This window comes from Campylobacter concisus, assembly GCF_003048605.1.
Taxonomy (GTDB): Bacteria; Campylobacterota; Campylobacteria; order Campylobacterales; family Campylobacteraceae; genus Campylobacter_A; species Campylobacter_A concisus_BM.
The window spans coordinates 41,314-64,109 of record NZ_PIRX01000002.1 but is presented as its reverse complement, the minus strand read 5'-3'; the positions used below and the strand labels follow the sequence as shown (position 1 = coordinate 64,109).

The window sequence follows — 22,796 nt, the reverse complement described above, 5'->3', positions numbered from 1 at the left end:
ATGGCTATCACGCTAAAAAGACCAGCTGAGATAGAGAAAATGAGAGCGGCGAACAAGATCGTCGCTCGAACACTTGATCACGTTTCTACGATCATAAAACCTGGAATTTCACTTCTTGAGATAGATAAAATTTGCGAAGATATGATAAGAGCTGCTGGAGCAAAACCGGCCTTTAAAGGGCTTTACGGCTTTCCAAATGCAGCTTGCATAAGCGTCAATGAAGTGGTAATCCACGGAATTCCAAATGAGTACAAGCTAAAAGAGGGCGATATCGTTAGTGTAGATATTGGTTCAAATTTAGATGGTTACTTTGGTGACTCGGCTAGGACATTTGGAGTTGGTAAAATTTCAAAAGAAGACGAAGCTTTGATCGCTTGCTCAAAAGACGCACTATATTTTGCGATCGACTATATAAGAGCTGGTATGCACTTTAAAGAGATTAGCTACGAGCTTGAGAAATTTATAGTAGGCAGAGGCTATGTACCTTTGCGCGGATATTGCGGTCATGGCATAGGCAAAAGGCCACACGAAGAGCCAGAAATTCCAAACTATCTTGAAGGAAACAACCCAAAAGCTGGGCCAAAGATAAAAGAGGGAATGGTTTTTTGTATAGAGCCGATGATCTGCCAAAAAGATGGCACGCCAGTTTTAGGAAGCGATAACTGGAAAGTAACCTCAAAAGATGGTTTGAGAACTAGCCATTATGAGCATTGCATGGCGATAGTTAATGGCAAAGCTGAAATTTTAAGCCAAGAGTAAAATTTATAGCAAATTTAAAGAAAGGAGAGTTTGTGGCAAAAGACGATGTCATTGAGATTGATGGAAATGTTGTTGAAGCACTGCCAAATGCAACTTTTAAAGTTGAGCTTGACAACAAACATATAATTTTATGTCATATCGCCGGAAAGATGAGAATGCATTATATAAAGATAATGCCTGGCGACCGCGTAAAAGTAGAACTTACGCCATATAGCCTAGACAAGGGCAGGATCACTTATAGATATAAGTAAATTTAGGCTCTTGGCAAATATGCTAAGTAAATTTAAAGCTGGTTTTGGATAAAATCCAAGCTTTGCGAAAAGCTGTATGAAGAATTATTTTCAAAGTTCCCCACTTATTTTGAAAATAGTTGGTTTAAATTATTTCTTTAGACCTGATGCAGCCCCTAAAAAAGTGGAATAAATTTTTAGGAGACTAAAATGAAAGTTCGTCCTTCTGTAAAGAAGATGTGTGACAAATGTAAAATTGTCAAACGTAGTGGCATAATTCGTGTTATCTGCGAAAATCCAAAACATAAACAAAGACAAGGATAAGGCATGGCACGTATTGCAGGTGTAGATTTACCAAACAAAAAGAGAATAGAGTATGGTTTGACTTATATCTATGGTATAGGTCTTTACAAATCTCGTCAAATTCTTGACGCAGCTGGAATTTCTTATGATAAGAGAGTTTATGAGCTTAGCGAAGACGAAGCAGCAGCTATCCGTAAAGAAATTCAAGAGCACCACGTCGTTGAGGGTGACTTGAGAAAACAAGTTGCTATGGATATCAAAGCTCTTATGGATCTTGGAAGTTATAGAGGTCTTCGCCACAGAAAAGGTCTTCCTGTTCGTGGTCAAAAGACTAAAACTAATGCTAGAACCAGAAAAGGCAGACGTAAAACTGTCGGTGCGGCTACTAAGTAAGGCAAGGGTTAAAGGATAATAAATGGCGAAAAGAAAAATTGTTAAGAAAAAAGTAGTTAGAAAAAGCATAGCCAAAGGTATCGTTTATATCAGTGCAACATTTAACAATACTATGGTAACTGTAACTGATGAGATGGGAAATGCTATTGCATGGAGTAGTGCAGGCGGCTTAGGCTTTAAAGGTAGTAAAAAATCAACTCCTTATGCAGCTCAACAAGCCGTAGAAGATGCTTTAAATAAAGCAAAAGAGCACGGCATTAAAGAAGTTGGCATTAAGGTTCAAGGTCCAGGTAGCGGACGTGAAACGGCTGTTAAGAGTGTAGGTGGTGTAGAGGGTATAAAAGTAACTTTCTTCAAAGATATCACACCTTTGCCACACAATGGTTGCAGACCGCCAAAACGCCGCCGCGTATAATTAGAGAAAATTAGGAGAAATTATTATGGCTAGATATACAGGACCTGTTGAAAAATTAGAAAGACGTCTTGGTGTGTCTCTTGCGTTAAAAGGCGAAAGAAGACTTGCTGGTAAAAGTGCTTTAGAAAAAAGACCTTATGCACCAGGACAACATGGACAAAGAAGAGCAAAAATAAGCGAATATGGCTTACAACTTCGTGAGAAGCAAAAAGCTAAATTTATGTATGGTGTTTCAGAGAAACAATTTAGAAGATTGTTCCAAGAAGCAGCACGCCGCGAGGGCAACACTGGTGCTCTTTTGGTTCAACTACTAGAGCAGAGATTAGACAATGTTGTTTACAGAATGGGCTTTGCAACGACTCGTCGTTTTGCTCGCCAGCTAGTAACTCACGGACATATTTTAGTAAATGGCAAGAGAGTGGATATCCCATCTTACAGAGTAGAGCCGGGCTCTAAAGTAGAAGTTGCTGAGAAATCTAAAAACAATCCACAAATCGTTCGTGCGATCGATCTTACAGCTCAAACTGGCATCGTTGCATGGGTAGACGTGGAAAAAGAGAAAAAATTTGGAATTTTTACTAGAAATCCAGAAAGAGAAGAGGTTATCATTCCTGTTGAGGAAAGATTTATAGTAGAGCTTTACTCAAAATAATAGAGGGTATAAAGATGAGAAAGATTACTACATCAGCTTATATGCCAACTGAAATAGAAGTTAAAAGTGTTAGCGAAAATGTCGCTAACATTACAGCATATCCTTTTGAAGCAGGTTATGCTGTTACTTTGGCTCACCCACTACGCCGTCTTCTTTACACAAGCACAGTAGGCTTTGCTCCTATCGGTGTAAAGATAAAAGGCGTTAGTCACGAATTTGATAGTATGCGCGGCATGCTTGAAGACGTGGCTTTTTTTATTATAAATTTGAAGAAGATCAGATTTAAATTAAAAAGCGGCAGCGAGCGTGAAGTTATAGAGTATAGCTTTAAAGGACCAAAAGAGATAACTGGAGCTGACCTAAATAACGACCTAGTTGAGATCGTTAATCCAGATGCATATCTTGCAACCATCAACGAAGATGCTGAGTTAAATTTCTCAGTTATCATCCAAAAAGGTATCGGATATGTTCCTAGTGAAGAGATCAGAGAAGAGATCGAAGACGAGTATATCGCACTAGATGCTTTCTTTACACCTGTTAAAAAAGCAGTTTATGAGATACAAAACGTCTTGGTTGAAGACGACCCAGACTACGAGAAGATTGTATTTACGATAACAACAGATGGTCAAGTAGGTCCGATAGAAGCTTTTAAAAATTGTTTAGAAGCTATGTATCAACAAATGTCAGTATTTAAAGGAATTTTAGATATTGATGTCAGCGCCCCAGTTGCTAGTTCAAGCGCAAGCGGCGAGTTCTCAAAGCTACTTTCTAGTGTAGAAGATCTAAATTTAAGCGCTAGAAGTTTTAACTGCCTTGACAAAGCCGATATTAGATTTATCGGTGAGCTTGCGTTGATGGATGAAAATGAGCTTAAAGAGCTTAAAAATTTAGGTAAAAAATCTCTTGAAGAGATAAAAGCGGTTATGGAAGAGATAGGCTATCCAGTTGGTGTCGATGTGTTAAAAGATAGCAAAGAGCAACTCAGAAAGAAAATAACCGAGCTAAAATCACAAATGAGTGCAAAAGAATAAAAGGACAATAGATGAGACATAAACACGGATATCGCAAACTTGGTAGAACGTCATCTCATAGATCTGCATTGCTTAAGAATTTAGCGATAGCTATCATCAAAAGCGAAAAGATAGAGACAACTTTACCAAAAGCAAAAGAGCTTAGAAGCTATGTTGAAAAGCTTATCACAAGAGCTAGAAAGGGCGACTCTAACGCTCACAGAGCAGTATTTGCTTCATTGCAAGACAAAGAGACTACAAATAAGCTAGTTACTGAAGTAGCTCCAAAATTTAAAGAGCGCAACGGTGGCTATACAAGAATCATCAAAACTCGCGTTCGTAGAGGCGACGCAGCTGAGATGGCTTATATAGAGCTAGTAGCTGAATAATCCCCAGAGAGCCTATCTGGCTCTCTTTTATTTCTAAAATTATCTTTTTACGTTTATTTTTTTAAAAATTTTGTTTTAAATTTATCCATCTTGGACTGTGGCAAATTTACAAGTTGGAGCATTGTAAATTTTATTTTGTGGCTTTTAGATGAGCTACTGCGATAGGTTAAAATAGTTGGTGTAAGTAAATTTATAGCGGTTTTAAAGCACAAAAAACGCAAGCAGACACTTTTTAATTTCTCCAAAATTAGGTTTTAAAGTTCTAGCTCAACTTATCTATTAAATTTCAAAGCTAACACCATAAATTTCTAAATTTAGATCTAGTAGTTTTTAAATTTTACTTCGTTGATTTTTTGTGATATTTGCTTTAGGCGGGTTATTTCTATTTTGAGTGGTTCTGGGTCAAATTTATAAGCTATTTTGCGAAGTTTTAGGATTAAGGGCTATATATTTAAAATGCAAAACCAAAAGCAGAGTAAATTATCCAGACGAACTATCTCAAATTTAAATTATTCAAAAAAACAAATTTAAAATTTATAATCCAAAAAGTTGCAAAATTCTAAATTTTGATAGACTACAAAAAGAGCTTGACTAATGTGGTTGCGGTGGCAGAGAAGAAGTGTAAATTTGATCCGAAATAGCCTATGGTATGACAAAAGAGTTGTATATGATAAATCCAAAACCGAATATATAGACTAGATACAATAAAAACCGATAGATGCAAATTCTACAAAGTAAATTCTAAATTCCAGTCTTCTAAAATATTCAAATTTATCCAGTCCCAAGTCAGCCTAAATTTACAAGTCAAACTCTACAAATTTCTAAATTTTACTCTGAAAAAGACGATATTTGTTTTAACTATCTTACAAAGGATTTGAGATGATAGGTGGCGTAAATGGAGCTAATGTAAATTTATATAGCGGCTTTCAAAACATTAGAGAGCAAAGCGCTAGCCGTAGTAAGCCTAGTGCGGACGAAAATTCCTTAATTTTATCATCTCAAAAATTAGCCAAAAACACCAATCAGATAAATTTAGGTAACGCGAGCGAGAGCAAATTTAGCAAAGATGATGAGCCACTAAAATTTGCTAAAGACTACTCGCTCACAGGCATGGCCGCTAATGGCAAGATAAGCATCTGGGGCAAACTTATGGGATACGACAAGCAAATGAGCCAAGATGAGATAAACGAGCTTAAAAGTTTTGTTAGTCAGACCGAGGCGCTTGGTTTTGGAAGGCTTTACGAATCGATCATCGGATACTATCCAACAAACGTCGATCTCTTCGCAAAAGAGTACACGTCAAAAGATGATAGCGGCACCTTGCTCGGACTTAGACACAAGAGCCATGTGGAGGGCTTTGAGATACTTGATAAGAACATGAGCGTAGAAGAATTTAAAGATAGGTGGCTGGACTATGCGCTGAGGCAATATCTTGGCGAGAGGGTCGGCGTGGAGAGTATTACGATAGGCAAGAAGGCTATCTCAATGCTAACTAGCACAAACAAGCCACCGATCGAATATGAGACAATGCAAAGTATAAATTTCACTGACGATGAGAGCAGGCAGAGATTTTTAACGCTGATGAAGGCTGGCATGAAGAGCGGGGCAAAATTTAAAGAGGTGATAGAGGGCGTGCTGTCACTTTACAATGTACAAAATACTGACAAGCTTGACGGCAACAAGGTCTATGCCTCAGTGATCGGCCGAAGCGAGAAGCTAGCGACCTACGATATCAATAAAGATGAGAAATTTGCCTACCTTAAGGAGCTAATGCGCCTTGAAAAAAACGGCATAGATATACTAAAACTGATGGAGAAAAGCCAGAAAAAGCGAAATTTAGATGTAAAAGTCTAGCCATTTGCCTGCAAATTTAACCTCCAAAGCCATCTTTTTACTTTCAAGTGATACAATTTTGATTTTAATTATTACATTTTGCTTTAAATTTGACGGGAGCTCTAATGAAAAAAGTGGTTTGGTTAAATCCTGTTGTAAAAAACATCTACGACTTTGCAGCGCTTAAAGAAATTTTGCAAGAGAAAGGTTTTAGCGTAGTAGAGTGCGAAAAAGACCACGTTAATATCGTCAAAAACGCATACAAAAACGACCTTGCGAAAAAGGAGCTCATCCTTGATAGTCGCTGTCCGAGGGCTGTAAATTTCATCAGGGCAAATTTCAAAGAGCAGGCTGCTCTCATCTCAAATTTAAACCCCATTTTGATAGAAAGTGCCATGGAGCTTAGCTCAAAGCTAAAAGAGGACGAGTGGCTTTACGTGACGACGCCCTGTGAGGATCTGGCAGAGCTTGGCAGGGGGCTAAATTTAGCGCGAACCACATTTTTGACGTGGAAAAGCTTTAGGGAGCAAAACGAGATAAATTTAGAGATGAAAAGGCTAGGGGTAAGCCCTATACCACCGGGCTTTTTTACAAATTTGGGCGTAAAGACCCTAAGTCTTGGCAGCGTAGAAAAGATAAAAAACGCCCTTTCATATAAATTTAGCGAGCTTAAAAACTACCAGATCATCGAGCTTTTATACTGCGAAAATGGCTGTCACAACGGAGATGGACTGTGAGGGAAATTTTAAAAAAGAGTGTTTTAATCCTAGCGATCTTTGCCATCTGGCAGGTCGTTTGCGAGCTAGAAATTTTCACGCCATATATCTTGCCAAGTCCGCTAGCTACGCTAAAGACGATGTATAGCATGAGCCTAAGCGGTGAGCTTGCTACGCATACCATTATCAGCTTTAAACGTATATTTGCAGGATATGCTCTCTCGTTTGCCCTAGCCCTCGTGCTTGGCGGCATAGCGGCACTTTTGCCAAAGATCAGCGTTTATTACGAGTGGATACTGGAGTTTTTTAGAAACATCCCGCCGCTTAGTTTGATAGCCATTTTGGTACTTTGGTTTGGTATAAACGAGACGCCAAAGATCATCATTATCATCCTAGCTTCGTTTTTCCCGATGTTTTTAAGTATCCAAAAGGGGCTAACTAGCTGCGATATAAAGCTCATCGAGGTTGGCAAAATTTTTGGCTTTAGTAAATTTGAAATTTTTTACAAGATCATCTTAAAAAGCGCGCTAAAAGATATCTTTGTCGGCATGCGAATAGGCTTTGGCTATGCCATGCGCGCGATCATCGGAGCGGAGATGATAGCAGCTTCAAGCGGGCTGGGCTACTTAATCCTTGATGCAGAGGAGCTTTCACGCGCGGATAGGATATTTGTGGGCATTTTTACGATCGGCATTTGCGGCGTGCTCATAGATAGGCTCTTTTTGCTTTTGATAGCGAAATTTAGCCTTTTGCGAGGTGAAAAATGATAGAAATTTCAAATTTATACAAGCACTTTTTTATAGGCGAAAAGCGGATCGACGTTTTAAGAGAGCTAAATTTGAGCATAAAAAAAGATAAGATCACCGTCATACTTGGTAGAAGCGGTTGTGGTAAAACGACGCTTTTACGCCTTATCGCAGGCCTTGAGAGCGTAAGTCAGGGGGAGATAAAATTTAAAGAGCAAGCAAAGATCGGCTTTGTCTTTCAAGAGCCCCGCCTCATGCCGTTTCTAAATGTCTATGAAAACATCGTTTTTCCTCTTAAAAAGCAGGAGATTGAAGCCTCAAAGATCGATAGTTTGATATCGATGATAGGGCTTAGCGACTTTAAATTTGCCGCAGTTTCGCAGCTCTCTGGTGGCATGAGCTCGCGCGTTTCGCTTGCAAGGGTGCTTGCGTATGAGGCAAATTTGATCCTAATGGACGAGCCATTTGCCGCGCTTGATGCCTTTACGAGAGCTAGCATGCAAGCTGAAATCCTAAAAATACAAGCTGGCAAAACCATCCTTTTTGTCACTCACAACATCGACGAGGCGCTATTTTTGGCTGATGAGATCATCTTGCTTGAAAAGGGCGGGATAAAGTCAAACTATGATCTATCAAATTTAGCAAGGCCAAGAGATCTGCTAAGCGAGGAGCTAATAGCGATAAAACGCAAAATTTTGAGTGAAATTTAGGTAAATAAAATGATAATTAAAACCAAAATGAAGTAAAAGATTATATAATCTTGAAAATTTTTAAAAGGAGTAAGTATGAGAAAGTTTTTTAAGGTTTTGTGTGCGGCCTCTTTGCTTTGTCTAGTCGCAAACGCAAGCGATGGCCTAGATAAGATCGGCATGACCTACGTCAAATCGCCGCTAAACGTCCCATCAATCGTCGATAAATTTAAAGGCTTTTACGCGAAGTCTTTTGGCGTGCCAGTCGAGTACTCCGAGATCACCTCAGGTGCTAAGCAAACGCAAGCGCTCGCTTCAAATTCGCTCCAGTTTCTAAACTGCGTGGGCGGCACTTCGGTCATACTTGCAGCTGCAAATAAGGCTGATATAAAGATCATAAGTGCCTACTCAAGGGCACCTGAAGCCTTTGTGATATTTTCTAAGGACCAAAAGATCAAGTCGCCAAAAGATCTAAAAGGCAAAAAAGTAGCAGGCCCCAAAGGCACTATCTTAAATGAGCTTTTGGTGAGATACCTAGCTCTTGGAGGGCTTAGCATAAACGACGTAGAGTTCATCTCTATGGGTATCCCAGCTGCGCAAGCGGCACTTGAAAACGGCAGCGTCGATGCAGCGCTTCTTGCAGGACCAGCAGCCTACAACGCTCAAAAATCAGGCCTAAATGTAGTGACAACCGGCAAAGGCGTCATCACTCCAGTCATCGTCACGGCAACAAGCGGAGAGTTTTATAAAAAGCACAAAGATGTAGTTGAGAAATTTAAAAAGGCTCAGGACGAAATTTTAGACTACATAAAGGCAAACGAGGACGAGGCGCTTAAATTTACAGCTGAAGAGACTGGGCTAAGCATAGAGGCGGTAAAGAGCATGTATCCTCAGTACGACTTTAGCTCAAAGATTACGGCTGATGATATAAAAGCGCTTGAGGCTACGCAAGAATTTATGCTTGAAAGCAAGATGATAGAGCATAAAATCGATATAAAATCACTTCTACTAAATTAAATTTAAAGGGCAAATTTGCCCTTTTTTCTTACAAAAAACCACCAAAATTTAAAGCCAAAACGCCACCAGTAAAAGCCTAGAAAACGTTTGTTTGCACTTTATCTGCTATAATAGCTAAAAAATTTAAGGAAAAAATATGATCCCATTTAGTGATGAAGAGCTTTTAAAGCCAGTGACTGCGAGTTTGCAAAAGGTGCTGCCTATGCTTGAAAATGACGGCGGCGGCATGGAGCTACTTGGCATAAAAAACGGCAAAATTTACGTAAGGCTTACAGGGCATTGTCACGGATGTGCAGCCAGCACGACCACGCTAAAATACGGCATCGAAAGGCAGCTTCGCATAGACATTCATCCAGAGCTTGAGGTCATAAACGTCCCAATAGGCGAGGAATTTAACATTGATGGATTATAAAAAAGTAGGCATAAAGCACTTTAAACGCTCTAAATTTAAAGATGCGATCTTTTACTTTTCGCTAGCCTACGAAAAGACACGCGAGAAGGATCTGCTATTTTTGATACAAATTTGCTCTCTTGGCGAGGAAAATGCCGAGGAGGCAAAGCTCTTGTTTGACTACTACATGGCTAAGGTAAGAGCCGGCGAGGACGACGAGGGCGTGGAGGAAATTTTAAAAATTTTAGAGTCCAGAGACGAGGAGAGCGAGTATTTTGAAGAGCAAGATGCGATCAGCTACGAGGACTTTAAAAGGGCTGTTTATAAGGACGGCAGCTTTAAAAAGGTCTTTGAAAACATCATGTTCTCAACCAAAGTGATGATCTCAAACAAAGACGACTTTTTGGAATTTTTAGGAAATTTGATAAAAAATGACTTCATCGATATGAGTATGAACTACCTTGAGAGTGCGGCGGTGATGTTTGGCGGCGACGAGCGTATAGATCAGCTTTTTAAAGAGATACAAAAAAGACAAAACGATGAAAATATCAGTAGAAAATAGCTTCATAACAGATGACTCAAACGAGTGCGAGCAGGGTGCATACTTTGTGCAAACCACTGCAAATGCGAAATTTGCAGAGGCAGCTGTAAAAAATGGCGCTAAGATAATCACTCTTGAAGAGTGCAAAAAGCTTTTAAAGATCGATGAAAGCTTAAAGATAGTTGGCATCACAGGGACAAATGGCAAGACCACGACAGCTGCGGCTATATACGAGACCCTGCGAAATTTAGGTAAAAAATGCGGCCTAAGTGGCACCAGAGGGGCATTTATAGAGGGCGAGCAGATAGATGACAAGGCACTTACGACAAGTGCCATTTTAAAGACGCTCTCATACCTCAAAGTAGCCAGCGAGCAGGGCTGTGAGTACTTCGTGATGGAGGTTAGCTCGCATGCGATCGCTCAAAAACGCATAGAGAGCTTAAAATTTGCTCTTAAAATTTTTACAAACCTAACGCAAGATCACCTAGACTACCACAAGAGCATGGAGGAGTATGCTAGGGTAAAGTCAAGCTTTTTTGACGATGAGAGCGTAAAGCTCATAAACATTGATGATGGCGGCGTTAAATTTAACCCAAAAAACGCCTATACATACGCGATCAAAAAGCCAGCTAGCTTTGCGCCGATAGTTTATGGGCTAAAGGACGGCATAGACGCAGTTATCAAGACGCCAAATGGCGATGTGGAGATAGACTCAAGCCTTCAAGGCGAGTTTAATCTCTACAACCTAATCGCAGCCCTTGGCGCTGTTTGCCTGCTAGAGCGTCCAGAGGCAGCCGCACTTTCAAAGGCGATAAGTAAATTTAAAGGCGTGAGCGGCAGGATGGAGGTCGTTAGCAGTGATCCGCTAGTCATCGTGGACTTTGCCCATACGCCAGATGGCATCGAAAAGGTGCTAAACTCGCTTAGACATCTAAATTTGATCGCAGTCTTTGGCGCAGGCGGCGACAGAGATAGGACAAAGCGCCCTAAAATGGGAGCGATAGCCCAAAAATACGCAAGAATTTGCATAGTCACAAGCGACAATCCAAGAAGCGAAGAGCCAGAGAGCATAATCGATGAAATTTGCGCTGGCATGAGCCAAAATGAAAATTTGATACGAAACGCCAACCGCAAAGAGGCGATCGCACTAGCCATTAGCAAGCTAGAGCCTGGCTGGGCGCTAGTCATACTTGGCAAAGGCGACGAACCATATCAGGAGATAAAGGGCGTCAAGCACCCATTTAGCGACAAAGAAGTAGTAAAAGAGCTTTTAAAGAGGTAAAAATGAATATAGAAATTTTAGCTAGTAAGATCCATAGGGCCGTCGTAACAGACGCAAATTTAAACTATGTTGGCTCGGTAAGCATCGGCGAGGAGCTTATAAAGGCTGCAAATTTGATAGAAAATCAAAAGGTTGAAATTTTAGATGTAAATAATGGCGAGAGATTTGCCACATACGTGATAAAGGGCAAAAAAGGCGAAATTTGCCTAAACGGCGCAGCTGCTAGAAAGGTCTGCATTGGCGACGTGGTCATCATCGTGGCGTATGCTAGTATGAAATTTAAAAAGGCTAAGAAATTTAAGCCAACCATCGTGCACGTAAATAACAAAAACGAGATCATAAAGGAGTAGGCGATGTTTGAGGGATTTGACTTTTCAAAGATGGGGCAGATGCTTGAAGATGTGCAAAAGCAAGCCAAGCAGATGGAAGAAGAGAGCAAAAATAAAGAATTTGGCGCAAAAAGCGGCGGCGGACTAGTAAGCGTGAGAGCAAACGGCAGCGGCGAGATACTTGATATCAGCATAGATGATAGCTTGCTTGAAGATAAAGAGAGCATGCAAATTTTGCTAATAAGCGCCGTAAATGACGTGCTAAAATCAGTTGAGGCCGATAAGAAAAACACCGCTTCAAGGATGCTTGGCGGCCTTGCTTCGATGGGGATAAAATGAGACTAAATTATAAATTTGCCCTTGCTTTTTTGCTATCAGCACTTTGCTTAAACGCCGATCCTAGGCCTACACAAGAGGACTTTAACGCCTGCTTTGAAAAGAACAAAAACTCAATCGTCTCAGTTAATAAACACTTTGGCGTGGCTATCACTAAAAATTTGATCGCAGTGCCAAAAAGTGATGGTGCTCCACTTGGTGAATATGTCAAATTTGACCCATATTTGCAGCTCTTTTTGGTACGCTCTAGCAAGGAGCTAAGCCCTGTCGTGATGGCTGATGAGACTAATGAAGAGCGTATCAAAAAGAGCACTTGGGTTGGAATTTTAAACGACTCAAACAACACCGTCATGGGTCACATCAAGTCTTTAGGGCAAAATTTAGGCGACTTTGACACGCTAAGCTTCGAGTATAACGCGACTGGCGAGATAAACACGCCTTGTTGCAAGATGATAGGCATAGCTGTTGGAGCTGATAAATTTATACCAAATCGCTATTTAAAGCACTTTGTATCTTACGATGACGTCTATTACGGCGATATCGGCGTGAAATTCTTGCAAAAAGAGGATAAATTCTTTGTGGGTCTTGTTGATCCTTTGGGCCGCGGCAAGATGATGATGGTTGATGATGAGCTTGTTGCGATAAATGGCATCAAGCCAAAGAGCCTAAGAGAGCTAAACGAGATGGTGCTTTTTGCTCCAAAGGGCGCGAAGCTTGACATCATCGTGAAGCGTGATAGGCAGGAGCTACTCTTTCAAGTGCCAGTAAGCGGCGAGGTGAAATTTAACCAAAGCCTTGAGATAAATGCCCCTTCAAGCCTTGATCTGCCAAATTTAAACGTCATGCCAAAGTCGCCTGAGAGCTTGCTTGATGATAAAATTTTGGTTGATTATGGTATCACGGTCGATAAAAATTTAGTAGTTACCAAGGTCGAGCCAAAGTCAAATGCGGAAATTTTTGGCATAAAGATCGGCGATAAAATTTTGGGCTACAACAAAGAGAGCGTGAGCGACCGCGAGGAGCTTTTAGAAAAGATAAGCGACCTGCAAAATTTCGTGCTTTTATTTAGTAGAAATGACTTTCAGTTCTTTGCAAGAGTGCCAAAATGAGCCTACTTGAGGAGTTTGTAAAATTTCTAAACGCAAATTTGCCAAAGGCGTCTGGCTTTCACCCTTACTACGAGGAGGCGCTTGGCGTTATGCTAAAGGCTGGAGGCAAGCATTTTAGGGCGCTTTTGCTTCTTGGCGTGGTCGAAAATGTGGATAAAAGCCTCACGCAAAAGGCGATGAGAGTGGCTTTGGGGCTTGAGATGATGCACACCTACTCGCTCATACACGACGATCTGCCTTCGATGGATAACGCAAGCCTAAGACGTGGCACACCAACGCTTCATGTCACATACGACGAGACTACCGCGATACTTGCAGGAGATGCGCTAAATACGCACGCTTTTTATGAAATTTCACGTGCTGATCTGAGTGCTCAAACACGCATAAAATGCGTGGAAATTTTAAGCGAAAATGCTGGCGTTAGCGGCATGGTGCTAGGTCAGGCGCTTGATTGTTTTTTTGAAAATACAAACAAAGAGGACATCAAAAGAGCAAAGGCTAAATTTGGTCTCTCTGGCAAGATGCTAAGCCTTGATGAGCTAGTCTTTTTACACATCCACAAAACCGCAAAGCTCATCGCTTCTAGCCTAAAAATGGGCGCTGTGATAGTAAATTTAGACGAAACAGAGTGCGAGAAAATTTATGATATCGGTTTAAAGCTTGGGCTTGCTTTTCAGATACAAGACGATATCATCGATCTTACAAGCGACGAAGCGGCCGCTGGAAAGCCCGTGCATAACGACCTAGCGAAAAACTCATTTACAAATTTGCTTGGTCTATCTGGCGCAAAAAAGAAAAAAGATGAGCTTATTTGCGAGATAGAAGAGGCACTAAAACAGATAGATGCAAATATCGCAAAAATGATCTTAGAGCTTACAGACAAGCACCTAAGATAGCGCGTAAATTTCGTAAATTTATATCACTTTTTAGACATTTTGGGTAAAAACGCAAGGCAAGTTTTAATCACTTTTTTGTATAATCTGACGCAATAAAAGGAGATCATATGCTAAAAAAACAAGCCGATACTATAAGATTTTTGTGCGCTGATATGGTGCAAAACGCTAACAGCGGACACCCAGGTGCTCCTATGGGCCTAGCCGATATCATGGTGGTTTTAAGCAACTTTTTAAAACACAACCCTAAAAATCCAAAATGGCTAAACAGAGATAGGCTCGTTTTTAGCGGTGGTCACGCATCAAGCTTGGTCTATAGCTTCTTGCACCTAAGCGGCTACGATCTAAGCCTAGATGAGCTTAAAAATTTCCGCCAACTTGGCTCAAACACTCCAGGACACCCAGAAATTCACACTCCAGGCGTTGAGATGGCTACTGGCCCGCTTGGTCAAGGCGTAGCAAATGCAGTTGGCCTTGCCATGGCAGAAAAATACGCTGCAAACGTGCTAAATGAGCCAGATAATAAAATAATCGATCATAAAATTTACTGTCTTTGCGGCGACGGCGATCTTGAAGAGGGCATAAGCTACGAGGCATGTTCGATAGCCGGAAATTTAAGACTAGATAACCTTGTGCTCATTTATGATTCAAACAACATCACGATCGAGGGCGACACAGCGATCGCATTTAGCGAGGATGTCAAGGCAAGGTTTGAGGCGCAGGGCTGGGAGGTTGCACGCATCGACGGACACGACTACAACCAGATCGAATTTGCACTTGAACAAGCAAGCGAGAAAGAGTCACCATATCTCATTATCGCAAACACACACATAGCGCGCGGCGCAATGGAGCTTGAGGGCAGCCACCACAGCCACGGCGCACCGCTTGGCGAAGAGATCATCAAAAAGGCAAAGGCCGCAGCTGGCTTTGACCCTGAGAAGAAATTTGCTATCGACGAGGACGTGCTTTTAAGATTTAGAGGTGCAGTTGAAAAGGGCGATCTTGAAGAGGCGATGTGGAACAAAAAGGTTGATGCGTTAAGTATTGAGGGCAAAAATTTATTAAACTCACTTCTTAATCCAGACTTTAGCAAGATCGAATTCCCAGACTTTAGCGACAAAAAGCTAGCCACAAGAGATACAAACCACGTCATTTTAAATGAGATAGCTAAAAAACTCCCTGGCTTTATCGGCGGTAGCGCTGATCTTGCTCCGTCAAACAAGACTGAGCTAAAGGGCATGGGCGACTTCCCAAATGGCAAAAATATCCACTACGGCATCAGAGAACACGCCATGGCAGCTATCAACAATGGCATCGCCAGATACGGTCTTTTCTTGTCATTTTCAGCGACATTTTTCATCTTCAGCGACTATCTAAAGCCAAGTGCGAGGATAGCAGCGCTAATGGGCATCAAGCACTTTTTTGTCTTCACACACGATAGCATCGGCGTTGGCGAAGATGGTCCGACACACCAGCCAATAGAACAGCTTAGCACATTTAGAGCTATGCCAAATTTCTACACTTTCCGCCCAGCTGATGGCAACGAAAACGCAGCTAGCTGGCATGCGGCGCTAAATTTAAACGCTCCAAGTGCATTTGTGCTTAGCCGCCAAGGGCTTGAGCCACTTGCAAAAGGCGAATTTGGCGAGGTTAGCAACGGCGCATATCTTTTAAGCTCGGCAAAAGATGCGAAGATAACATTTATAGCAAGTGGCAGCGAGGTCTCACTCTGCGTAAAAGCAGCTGCAATTCTAGCTGAGCAAGGTATCGGCGCAAATATCGTATCAGCGCCTTGTTTTGACCTGCTTTGCGAGCAGCCAGCTGAGTATGTGGCTAGAATTTTAGATAAAAATACAACGATCATCGCAGTTGAGGCCGCAACTGGCTATGAGTGGTATAAATTTGCCGACGCAGTTTATGGCATGAACAGCTTTGGCGCCAGTGGCAAGGCAAATGAGCTATTTGATCACTTCGGATTTACTCCGCAAAAGCTTGCAAATTTTGCTAGCGAACTTATATAAAATTTAACTTTGGGGAGTAAAATCCCCAACTGCAATCTACAATCAAAAAAGGCATTTTATGGAAATTTCTCACGTTATCGTTTTGGCCTTGGTGCAAGGCATAAGCGAATTTCTGCCTATTTCAAGCTCAGCTCATCTCATCTTGGTACCAAAACTACTTGGCTGGCCAGATCAAGGGCTTGCTTTTGACGTGGCAGTGCATGTTGGTACGCTAAGCGCGATACTTTTTTATTTTAAAGATACGATTTTCAAGCTACTTCGCGACTTTTTTGCCTCGATCGCGCAACGAAAGATGGTGGGCGATAGCCTGCTTGTCTGGTGCGTTGGATTTGCCACTATCCCAGTTGGCATCTTTGGGCTTTTGTTTAACAACGTGATCGAAGAGTACGCAAGAAGCGGCGTTGTGATCGCAGTTACAACGATCATCTTTGGTATCGCACTTTACTTTGCTGATCTTCGCTCAACAAACAAAAGCGAATACGAAATGACCATAAAATTTGCTCTCATCATAGGCTTAGCGCAGGCTGTGGCGCTCATCCCTGGCGTCTCAAGATCAGGCATAACGATGACAGCGGCACTTTTTTTAGGATTTAGCCACAAAGGCAGTGCAAATTTCTCATTTTTACTTTCGATACCTGTCATCATCCTAGCTGGCGGACTTGAGAGTATCAAGCTTATAAAAGATCCAAACGCGCTTCCTTGGAGCGACATCGCCCTTGGCGTCATCATAAGTGCAGTTAGTGCTTATATCTGCGTGAAGCTATTTATGGGGATCATCTCAAGGATCAGGATGCTTCCTTTTGTCATCTACCGCTTGATCTTGGGTGCGTTTTTGCTCTATCTGTTTTTATAAATTTAAGTTGTAAAAGGCTAGGCTAAGACCTAGCCAAAATGATAAATTTGCCAAAAAGCTTGGCAAATTTACTCCTCTTTTTTATCTTTTTTTATGACGTTTATGAAGTCTTTTGCGGCTTGATATGCTCTGTCACCAAATTTCTTAGCTTCTGATTTTATATCCATTTGTTTGATGTCTTCAAGCTTATCATTTGCTTTTTTCTCAAACTCTGCGATATCTTGTTTGAGGCCTTCAAGCTTATCGTTTGCGTCAAAATTTAGCTTTAGCTTTTTGCTCTTGTCGTTTAGCTCTTGCTTTAGAGCTTCAAATTTATTGTTTGCCTCGCTCACAAGCTTTGCAACGCCGTTTGATTTTAGCTCTTCAAGCCTTGAGCTGATCTGCTCCATCGCTTGATCGCTTATGCGTTTAAATTTTGCTAGATTTGTGTCAAGCTCGCTATTTATCACGCTTTCGATCTCACTTTTAGCCACGCCGTCAAATTCATTTTCAAGCTCTTTAAGAAGCGCTATAAACTCTTCATCCACGTTTTTTAAATTTAAAAGCTGTGAGTTCAGCCTTAGCTCGTCTGGAGCAAATTTAGCCTCATCTTTTAGCTTTTCAATAGCTCTTAAAATGCCATCTCTTGTGCCATTTATCGCGCCTTTTATGAGCTCTTTTGCAAAGATGTGCCCCTCATTTGCTAAATTCCCCGCTGCACTGATGATATTTTTTGAAATTTCAAACATTCGCTCTTTGCTAAACTCCCCACCTCTTATCGCAGAATAGGTCATATTTTTAGCTATCGCGCCAGCGGTCTCTTCTACGTCCTTTGCGCCCTCAAGCGTCGTTAGAAAGGCGATTTGAGCGCCCTCTTTTAAGATGCCAAGCATTCTCGTTTCTCTAATGATCGCATTGTTTAAGAGCTCTAAAATTTCCTCTTTTTCGCCAAAATTTCTATCTTTTACGACCTCTTCAGCCGCTTCAAATGAAATTTTTAGCCTATTTTTTATCTCTTCACGCTTTGCCTCGATGGCTCTATTTATCTCATCTCTTTTATCAAATAGCTCATAAAGCTCCTTCTCTTCGCCGCTAACTAGAGCTTGATTTATCCCCTCCATCGCGCTTTTTAGATTTTTGGCATTTATGAGGCTCTCTTTGTCCATCTTGTTGTAAAGCTCGTTCATCTTTTGCTTCAAAAGATCAGGCAGTGCGTTTTCATCTTTGTCTGAGACGTCCTTAAAAAAGTCGTTGCAAAGAGCTTTTATGCTAGTTAGTAGCCCCTCGCTATCTTTATAATCACGTAAATTTTGCTCAAGTTTATCCATATTTTTACCTTATAAAACGTATTTTGCTTCGTGTTTTAGGGCTGAAAATATCTCCAGTCTCTCTTCTTCGCTCAAAACTAGCACGGTTAGATCATAGCTCGCGTACTTTTTATCCTTGCTAAATTTAGAAAAAACTAGCTTAAATTCCCTATCTTTTACTATATCTTTCACCTTTGCCTCTGCCTCATCACTCGCATCAAAGATCACTTTGTACTCCCAGTGTGTTGGGTAGTCGATCTTTGGTTTTTTATTATTTAGATCGCATATACTCGCCACTTTTGCCTCCTGTTTTGCTCTCTAGTACGATGTTATCTATCTCCATACCTTTATCTAAGGCTTTTACCATATCATAAATAGTAAGAAGTCCCACGCTTACGCCTGTTAGCGCCTCCATCTCGACGCCTGTTTTGCCCTCTATCTTGACACTCACAAAAAGCTTAAAAGCGCAAATTTCAGGCAGCTCCTCGATGTCACAATCCACGCCCAAAATGGCCAGTGGATGGCACATAGGTATTAGCTCGCTTGTCTTTTTAGCGCCCATTATCGCAGCGACAACGGCTGTTTGTATGACTGGGCCTTTTTTGCCTGTGTTTTCTTTGATCGCCGTAAAGGCTTCTTTGCTCATTTTGATGATCCCACTAGCAGTTGCTACTCTTTTAGTTGGATCTTTTGGGCTTACATCGACCATCTTTGGACGGTCTTTTTCATCTAAATGTGTTAGCATTATCTCTCCTTTTTTTGGTGGATTATAGCCTATTTAAACAAATTTAAGTTATCAGCAAATTTAAGCAAAAAATATCAAAAATCTAAAATTTAGCCCTCGCTCAAAACGCAAGAGAAATTTTTCATTTCTTAATATAATTATATAATTTAAATAATTTTTTTAAAGAAATATTTATAATTTAAATTTTTAATGCAAAGAAAGCCTAAAATACGAATTTTTATAGATAATAAATTTTATCAAAAATATATTTCTATCCATTAAATTCCAAAGTCTATTTATTGTAAATAGCAAAATTTAAAAAAAATTATTGATATTTTTCTTTAAAAGCTTAAGAAAACAAATTAACTTCTAATTTGCTTTTAAGATATGAATATGTATATTTTTGTTAATTTTAAATTTACGATGAAAGCAACCTAGATAATGAAATTTCTGCTATGTCTTAGCTTATCTTTGATGGCGCTTTTTGCTGAGAGTAAGGGCTGCTTCGTCGATGAAAATAGTCAAAATATCATCTATGTAAAAGATGGCGAGACAAAAAGCCTAGTACTAAAGGAGAAAATTTACAAAGATCAAAGATGTGCTTTTGATGAGAGCTCTTTTTACGTTGCAAATTTAAACAACGAGATCGTAAAGGTAGCTAGCGAGAAGGAATTTTTATTTGCTCTGCCAAATGTTGGCTGTAATGTTTCAAATATCTTGCTAGATAAAGAGAAAATTTACGTCGCTTGCGATATGGCAAATGTCGTAACGATCGCTATTTTTGACAAGGGCCCAAAGAAATTTATATCAAAAAATTTTAACAATGTTTATAAAATTTCTAGCTTTTTACCGCTTGGTGAGGGAGTGTTTTTTACAAGCTTTAATGGCAAGGCATTTTTGCTTGATAGCAAGCTTAACGCAAAAGAGCAAAAAAGCGTTGGCTTTGCGCCAGTGAGCGCTTGTAAATTTAGCGATGATGAAATTTTCATAGGCTTTAGAAACGGAGAAATTTTAGATCTTAAAAGTGGAGCTAAAAAGCAAGTTTTAAGATCTAAAATTTCAGCTCTTGCTTGCGCGGGAGATGAGGTTTTGGTAGCTAGTGAGGACGGAGTGATCTATAAATTTGACAAAAGCTTTAAGCTAAAGGGTAAAAAAGAGCTTTTTAGCGGCGAGATAAAAGAAATTTTTATAGATAAAAACGTGCTTATTGGCGTGGATCTAGGTAATAAGACAAAGAGTTTAGAGATAAATTCATTTTAAAAAGGAGAGTAAATGCAAAAGTTATTTTGTGTCGCAAGTGCTGCACTGCTTGGGCTATCTTTAACTGCTGCTTGTGCTGCTAGTAGTGACCTTGAAAAAGTCATGAAAGAGCGCGGGCTAAGCGAAAAAGATGTCCTTGCAGCTGCTAAGACTTACCAGCCAAGCGGTAAAAAAGATGATTTCATCGTCTTTTCATCTGGCGGGCAGAGTGGTCAAGTGCTAGTTTATGGCGTTCCGTCGATGAGAATTTACAAATACATCGGCGTTTTCACCCCAGAGCCTTGGCAAGGATATGGCTATGACGATGAGTCAAAAGCTGTTTTAAAACAAGGCAACATCAGGGGCAAAGAGATAACTTGGGGTGATACGCATCACCCAAATTTCACTGAGAAAAATGGTGAGTATGTTGGTGATTATCTATTTATCAACGACAAGGCAAACCCAAGGATCGCTGTTATAAATTTAAAAGACTTTGAGACAACTCAAATGGTCGTAAACCCTATCATGAAGAGTGAGCACGGCGGTAGCTTCATCACTCCAAACAGCGAGTACGTCATCGAAGCTAGCCAGTACGCAGCTCCACTTGATGATAACTATCACTCAATGGACGACTACGAAGCTGTCTATAGAGGCGCTGTGACATTTTGGAAATTTGACTATCCAAAAGGCAAGATCGACGAGAAAGCATCTTTCTCACTTGAGCTTCCTCCATACTGGCAAGACCTAAGCGACGCTGGTAAGGGCGAGAGCTACGGCTGGGGCTTTACAAACTCAATAAATAGTGAGATGTATACAGGTGGTATCGAAAAAGGTCTTCCCCCATTTGAGGCAGGTGCTAGTAGAAATGATACTGACTTCTTACACGTTTATAACTGGCAAATTTTAGAAAAACTTGCACAGGATAAGAAAAACTACAAAGTTGTAAATGGTCACAGAGTGATCACGATAGAGGCTGCTGTTAAAGCTGGAGCACTATTTTTGATCCCAGAGTCAAAGAGCCCACACGGTTGTGACGTAACACCAGATGGCAGATACATCATCGTTGGTGGCAAGCTTGATACTCACGCATCAGTTTATGACTTTAAAAAGATCAAAGAGCTAATCGACAAAAAAGAGTACGCTGGCACTGACCCATACGGCATACCTATCTTAGATAGAGAAAAGTCAATGCACGGACAAGTCGAACTAGGCCTTGGACCACTACATACATCATTTGACTCACAAGATGGCGTACTTTATACTTCACTTTACGTTGATAGTCAAATCGTAAAATGGGACTATAAAAATTTAAAAGTGCTTGATAAGATAAATGTTCACTACAATATCGGCCACCTTGATACAATGGAGGGCAAATCAGCAAAACCAGTTGGCAAATATGCAATCGCACTTGATAAACTTTCAATCGATCGCTTCAACCCAGTTGGTCCTTTGCACCCACAAAACCACCAGCTAATCGACATCAATGGTCCAAAAATGGAGCTAATCTATGATATGCCTATCCCACTTGGTGAGCCACACGATGTTGTTTCAATAGCTGCTAGCAAACTAACTCCAGCGCTTACTTACAACATGGGTACAAACTCAAGAACAGGCGAGGCTAGCCCATACGCAACTCTAGCTGGTCAAGAAAGAGTTGAGAGAAACGGCAAAAACGTAACTGTCTATGCAACAATGATCAGAAGCCACATCAACCCAGAGCACATCGAGGTAAATAAAGGCGATAATGTAACAATTCACCTAACAAACCTAGAGCGCGCACAAGATGAGACTCACGGCTTTGGCATCGACCTTTACAACATCCACGCTTCACTAGAGCCTGGTAAAACTGCTTCAGTAAATTTCGTAGCTGATATGGAAGGCGTCTTCCCATACTACTGCACCGAGTTTTGCTCAGCACTTCACCTAGAGATGATGGGTTATTTGCTTGTTAAAGATCCAAATAAAAAATATGAATCTGCAAAAAATAGCAAGCTAAAAACTCTAAGCCCAGAAGCTCTAAAAGCCGAGTACGACAAAGTAATCGCAACTAACAAAGCAACTGATGATGTTATCCAAGAGGTTGTTAAATACCTAAAAGAGAAACATTATGAGAAATATCCAAAAGTAAAAGCTTTGGTTGATGACGCACTTGATCAATACGGCCACATCAAAGAGGTAAAAACTAAAGCTGACGAAGCTTACAAAAAAGGCGACGTAAATGGCGCTATCCTTTGGGAGTATCAAGTATGGCAATACATGGTAAAAACTGCCGACGTTGGTCTAAGAGCTAAAAACAACCTAGCTAAAGAGATCGCAACTCCGATGAGCCCAGCTGCTTCAAAAGGCGAAGAGGCTTATCTAAAAGGCGGATGTAATGGTTGCCACGTTATCGGTCAAGTAAGCTCAGGTCCAGATCTAACTGGCGTCTTACTAAGACATGAAAATGGCGAAAAATGGGTAGCAGACTTCATAAAAGATCCTGCTAAATTCTATAACGATGACTACGTTAAAGCGATGATTGACTTCTTTAAACTTAGAATGCCAAATCAGCATATGAATGACGAAGAGATCAAAAATATCATCGAGTATCTAAAATGGATAGATGAAAACGCAGGTATGTAGTTTTAAGGGGCATTTTTG

The 22,796-nt window shown here is 40.7% G+C and carries 27 protein-coding genes; 24 read left to right on the top strand and 3 right to left on the bottom strand.

Going from position 1 to position 22,796, the window contains the following annotated elements; all coding sequences use genetic code 11:
- The 22 genes from map (at position 1) to CVS86_RS01455 (ending at position 16,907) form a co-directional block, all read left to right on the top strand.
- Entirely contained in the window at positions 1 to 759 is a 759-nt protein-coding gene (gene map, locus CVS86_RS01560) for a type I methionyl aminopeptidase (protein ID WP_107790763.1), read from the top strand.
- 32 nt (positions 760 to 791) lie between these two features.
- On the top strand, positions 792 to 1,010 hold the full coding sequence (gene infA / locus CVS86_RS01555; protein WP_002848031.1) for a translation initiation factor IF-1: 219 nt from the start codon (positions 792 to 794) through the stop codon (positions 1,008 to 1,010).
- Positions 1,011 to 1,199: 189 nt separating this feature from the next.
- Positions 1,200 to 1,313: a 50S ribosomal protein L36 gene (rpmJ, locus tag CVS86_RS01550; protein WP_002941545.1), complete on the top strand. Its 114-nt coding sequence runs from the start codon at positions 1,200 to 1,202 to the stop codon at positions 1,311 to 1,313.
- Between the two features lie 3 nt (positions 1,314 to 1,316).
- Complete coding sequence (gene rpsM, locus CVS86_RS01545) at positions 1,317 to 1,685, top strand: 30S ribosomal protein S13 (RefSeq protein ID WP_012140556.1); 369 nt, start codon at positions 1,317 to 1,319, stop codon at positions 1,683 to 1,685.
- Between the two features lie 22 nt (positions 1,686 to 1,707).
- Entirely contained in the window at positions 1,708 to 2,100 is a 393-nt protein-coding gene (gene rpsK, locus CVS86_RS01540) for a 30S ribosomal protein S11 (RefSeq protein WP_002941551.1), read from the top strand.
- A gap of 25 nt (positions 2,101 to 2,125) precedes the next feature.
- Entirely contained in the window at positions 2,126 to 2,752 is a 627-nt protein-coding gene (rpsD, locus tag CVS86_RS01535; protein ID WP_002941501.1) for a 30S ribosomal protein S4, read from the top strand.
- Between the two features lie 14 nt (positions 2,753 to 2,766).
- Entirely contained in the window at positions 2,767 to 3,783 is a 1,017-nt protein-coding gene (locus tag CVS86_RS01530) for a DNA-directed RNA polymerase subunit alpha (RefSeq protein WP_107790762.1), read from the top strand.
- Positions 3,784 to 3,794: 11 nt separating this feature from the next.
- Positions 3,795 to 4,151, top strand: a complete 357-nt coding sequence (rplQ, locus tag CVS86_RS01525; RefSeq protein ID WP_002941584.1) for a 50S ribosomal protein L17 — start codon at positions 3,795 to 3,797, stop codon at positions 4,149 to 4,151.
- Between the two features lie 879 nt (positions 4,152 to 5,030).
- On the top strand, positions 5,031 to 6,005 hold the full coding sequence (locus tag CVS86_RS01520; protein ID WP_107790761.1) for a hypothetical protein: 975 nt from the start codon (positions 5,031 to 5,033) through the stop codon (positions 6,003 to 6,005).
- 104 nt (positions 6,006 to 6,109) lie between these two features.
- Positions 6,110 to 6,721: a hypothetical protein gene (locus CVS86_RS01515; RefSeq protein WP_107790760.1), complete on the top strand. Its 612-nt coding sequence runs from the start codon at positions 6,110 to 6,112 to the stop codon at positions 6,719 to 6,721.
- Positions 6,718 to 7,467 (top strand): ABC transporter permease, encoded by a 750-nt coding sequence (locus CVS86_RS01510; protein ID WP_107790759.1) that lies wholly within the window; start codon positions 6,718 to 6,720, stop codon positions 7,465 to 7,467. The genes CVS86_RS01515 and CVS86_RS01510 overlap by 4 nt, the downstream gene beginning before the upstream one ends.
- The gene (locus tag CVS86_RS01505; RefSeq protein ID WP_107790758.1) at positions 7,464 to 8,156 is read left to right on the top strand and encodes an ABC transporter ATP-binding protein; all 693 of its coding nucleotides are present in this window, start codon (positions 7,464 to 7,466) and stop codon (positions 8,154 to 8,156) included. Before CVS86_RS01510 ends, CVS86_RS01505 begins: the two co-directional genes overlap by 4 nt.
- Before the next feature lie 75 nt (positions 8,157 to 8,231).
- Positions 8,232 to 9,152 (top strand): ABC transporter substrate-binding protein, encoded by a 921-nt coding sequence (locus CVS86_RS01500; RefSeq protein WP_107790757.1) that lies wholly within the window; start codon positions 8,232 to 8,234, stop codon positions 9,150 to 9,152.
- 136 nt (positions 9,153 to 9,288) lie between these two features.
- Positions 9,289 to 9,564 carry a NifU family protein gene (locus CVS86_RS01495; RefSeq protein ID WP_002941565.1) on the top strand — a complete coding sequence of 92 codons (276 nt, stop codon included), beginning with the start codon at positions 9,289 to 9,291 and terminating at the stop codon, positions 9,562 to 9,564.
- On the top strand, positions 9,551 to 10,105 hold the full coding sequence (locus tag CVS86_RS01490) for a histidine kinase (RefSeq protein ID WP_103557797.1): 555 nt from the start codon (positions 9,551 to 9,553) through the stop codon (positions 10,103 to 10,105). Before CVS86_RS01495 ends, CVS86_RS01490 begins: the two co-directional genes overlap by 14 nt.
- On the top strand, positions 10,083 to 11,366 hold the full coding sequence (locus CVS86_RS01485; protein ID WP_107790756.1) for a UDP-N-acetylmuramoyl-L-alanyl-D-glutamate--2,6-diaminopimelate ligase: 1,284 nt from the start codon (positions 10,083 to 10,085) through the stop codon (positions 11,364 to 11,366). Before CVS86_RS01490 ends, CVS86_RS01485 begins: the two co-directional genes overlap by 23 nt.
- 2 nt (positions 11,367 to 11,368) lie before the next feature.
- Positions 11,369 to 11,716, top strand: coding sequence for an aspartate 1-decarboxylase (gene panD, locus CVS86_RS01480; protein ID WP_107790755.1), 348 nt, complete (start codon positions 11,369 to 11,371; stop codon positions 11,714 to 11,716).
- Positions 11,717 to 11,719: 3 nt separating this feature from the next.
- The gene (locus tag CVS86_RS01475; RefSeq protein WP_002941513.1) at positions 11,720 to 12,034 is read left to right on the top strand and encodes a YbaB/EbfC family nucleoid-associated protein; all 315 of its coding nucleotides are present in this window, start codon (positions 11,720 to 11,722) and stop codon (positions 12,032 to 12,034) included.
- A complete protein-coding gene (locus CVS86_RS01470) occupies positions 12,031 to 13,140 on the top strand; it encodes a PDZ domain-containing protein (RefSeq protein WP_107790754.1) in 1,110 nt (369 codons plus the stop codon). The genes CVS86_RS01475 and CVS86_RS01470 overlap by 4 nt, the downstream gene beginning before the upstream one ends.
- Complete coding sequence (locus CVS86_RS01465; RefSeq protein WP_107790753.1) at positions 13,137 to 14,036, top strand: polyprenyl synthetase family protein; 900 nt, start codon at positions 13,137 to 13,139, stop codon at positions 14,034 to 14,036. Before CVS86_RS01470 ends, CVS86_RS01465 begins: the two co-directional genes overlap by 4 nt.
- A 107-nt stretch (positions 14,037 to 14,143) precedes the next feature.
- Complete coding sequence (gene tkt / locus CVS86_RS01460) at positions 14,144 to 16,054, top strand: transketolase (RefSeq protein ID WP_107790752.1); 1,911 nt, start codon at positions 14,144 to 14,146, stop codon at positions 16,052 to 16,054.
- Positions 16,055 to 16,112: 58 nt separating this feature from the next.
- Positions 16,113 to 16,907, top strand: coding sequence for an undecaprenyl-diphosphate phosphatase (locus tag CVS86_RS01455; protein ID WP_002941660.1), 795 nt, complete (start codon positions 16,113 to 16,115; stop codon positions 16,905 to 16,907).
- A gap of 68 nt (positions 16,908 to 16,975) precedes the next feature.
- Here the strand turns inward: CVS86_RS01455 and CVS86_RS01450 are convergent, their stop codons facing one another.
- From CVS86_RS01450 to moaC, 3 genes are read right to left on the bottom strand one after another with little or no spacing between them, the layout of a single operon-like run.
- Positions 16,976 to 18,214 carry a hypothetical protein gene (locus CVS86_RS01450; RefSeq protein ID WP_107790751.1) on the bottom strand — a complete coding sequence of 413 codons (1,239 nt, stop codon included), beginning with the start codon at positions 18,212 to 18,214 and terminating at the stop codon, positions 16,976 to 16,978.
- A gap of 9 nt (positions 18,215 to 18,223) precedes the next feature.
- Entirely contained in the window at positions 18,224 to 18,490 is a 267-nt protein-coding gene (locus CVS86_RS01445; RefSeq protein ID WP_103607085.1) for a DUF493 domain-containing protein, read from the bottom strand.
- Complete coding sequence (moaC, locus tag CVS86_RS01440; RefSeq protein ID WP_199906504.1) at positions 18,465 to 18,941, bottom strand: cyclic pyranopterin monophosphate synthase MoaC; 477 nt, start codon at positions 18,939 to 18,941, stop codon at positions 18,465 to 18,467. The genes CVS86_RS01445 and moaC overlap by 26 nt, the downstream gene beginning before the upstream one ends.
- Positions 18,942 to 19,358: 417 nt before the next feature.
- On the opposite strand from moaC, the gene CVS86_RS01435 reads away from it, so the two are divergent.
- On the top strand, positions 19,359 to 20,177 hold the full coding sequence (locus tag CVS86_RS01435) for an ATP-dependent protease (protein ID WP_107790749.1): 819 nt from the start codon (positions 19,359 to 19,361) through the stop codon (positions 20,175 to 20,177).
- 12 nt (positions 20,178 to 20,189) lie between these two features.
- Positions 20,190 to 22,778 carry a Sec-dependent nitrous-oxide reductase gene (gene nosZ / locus CVS86_RS01430; protein ID WP_107790748.1) on the top strand — a complete coding sequence of 863 codons (2,589 nt, stop codon included), beginning with the start codon at positions 20,190 to 20,192 and terminating at the stop codon, positions 22,776 to 22,778.
- Positions 22,779 to 22,796: the final 18 nt, after the last annotated feature.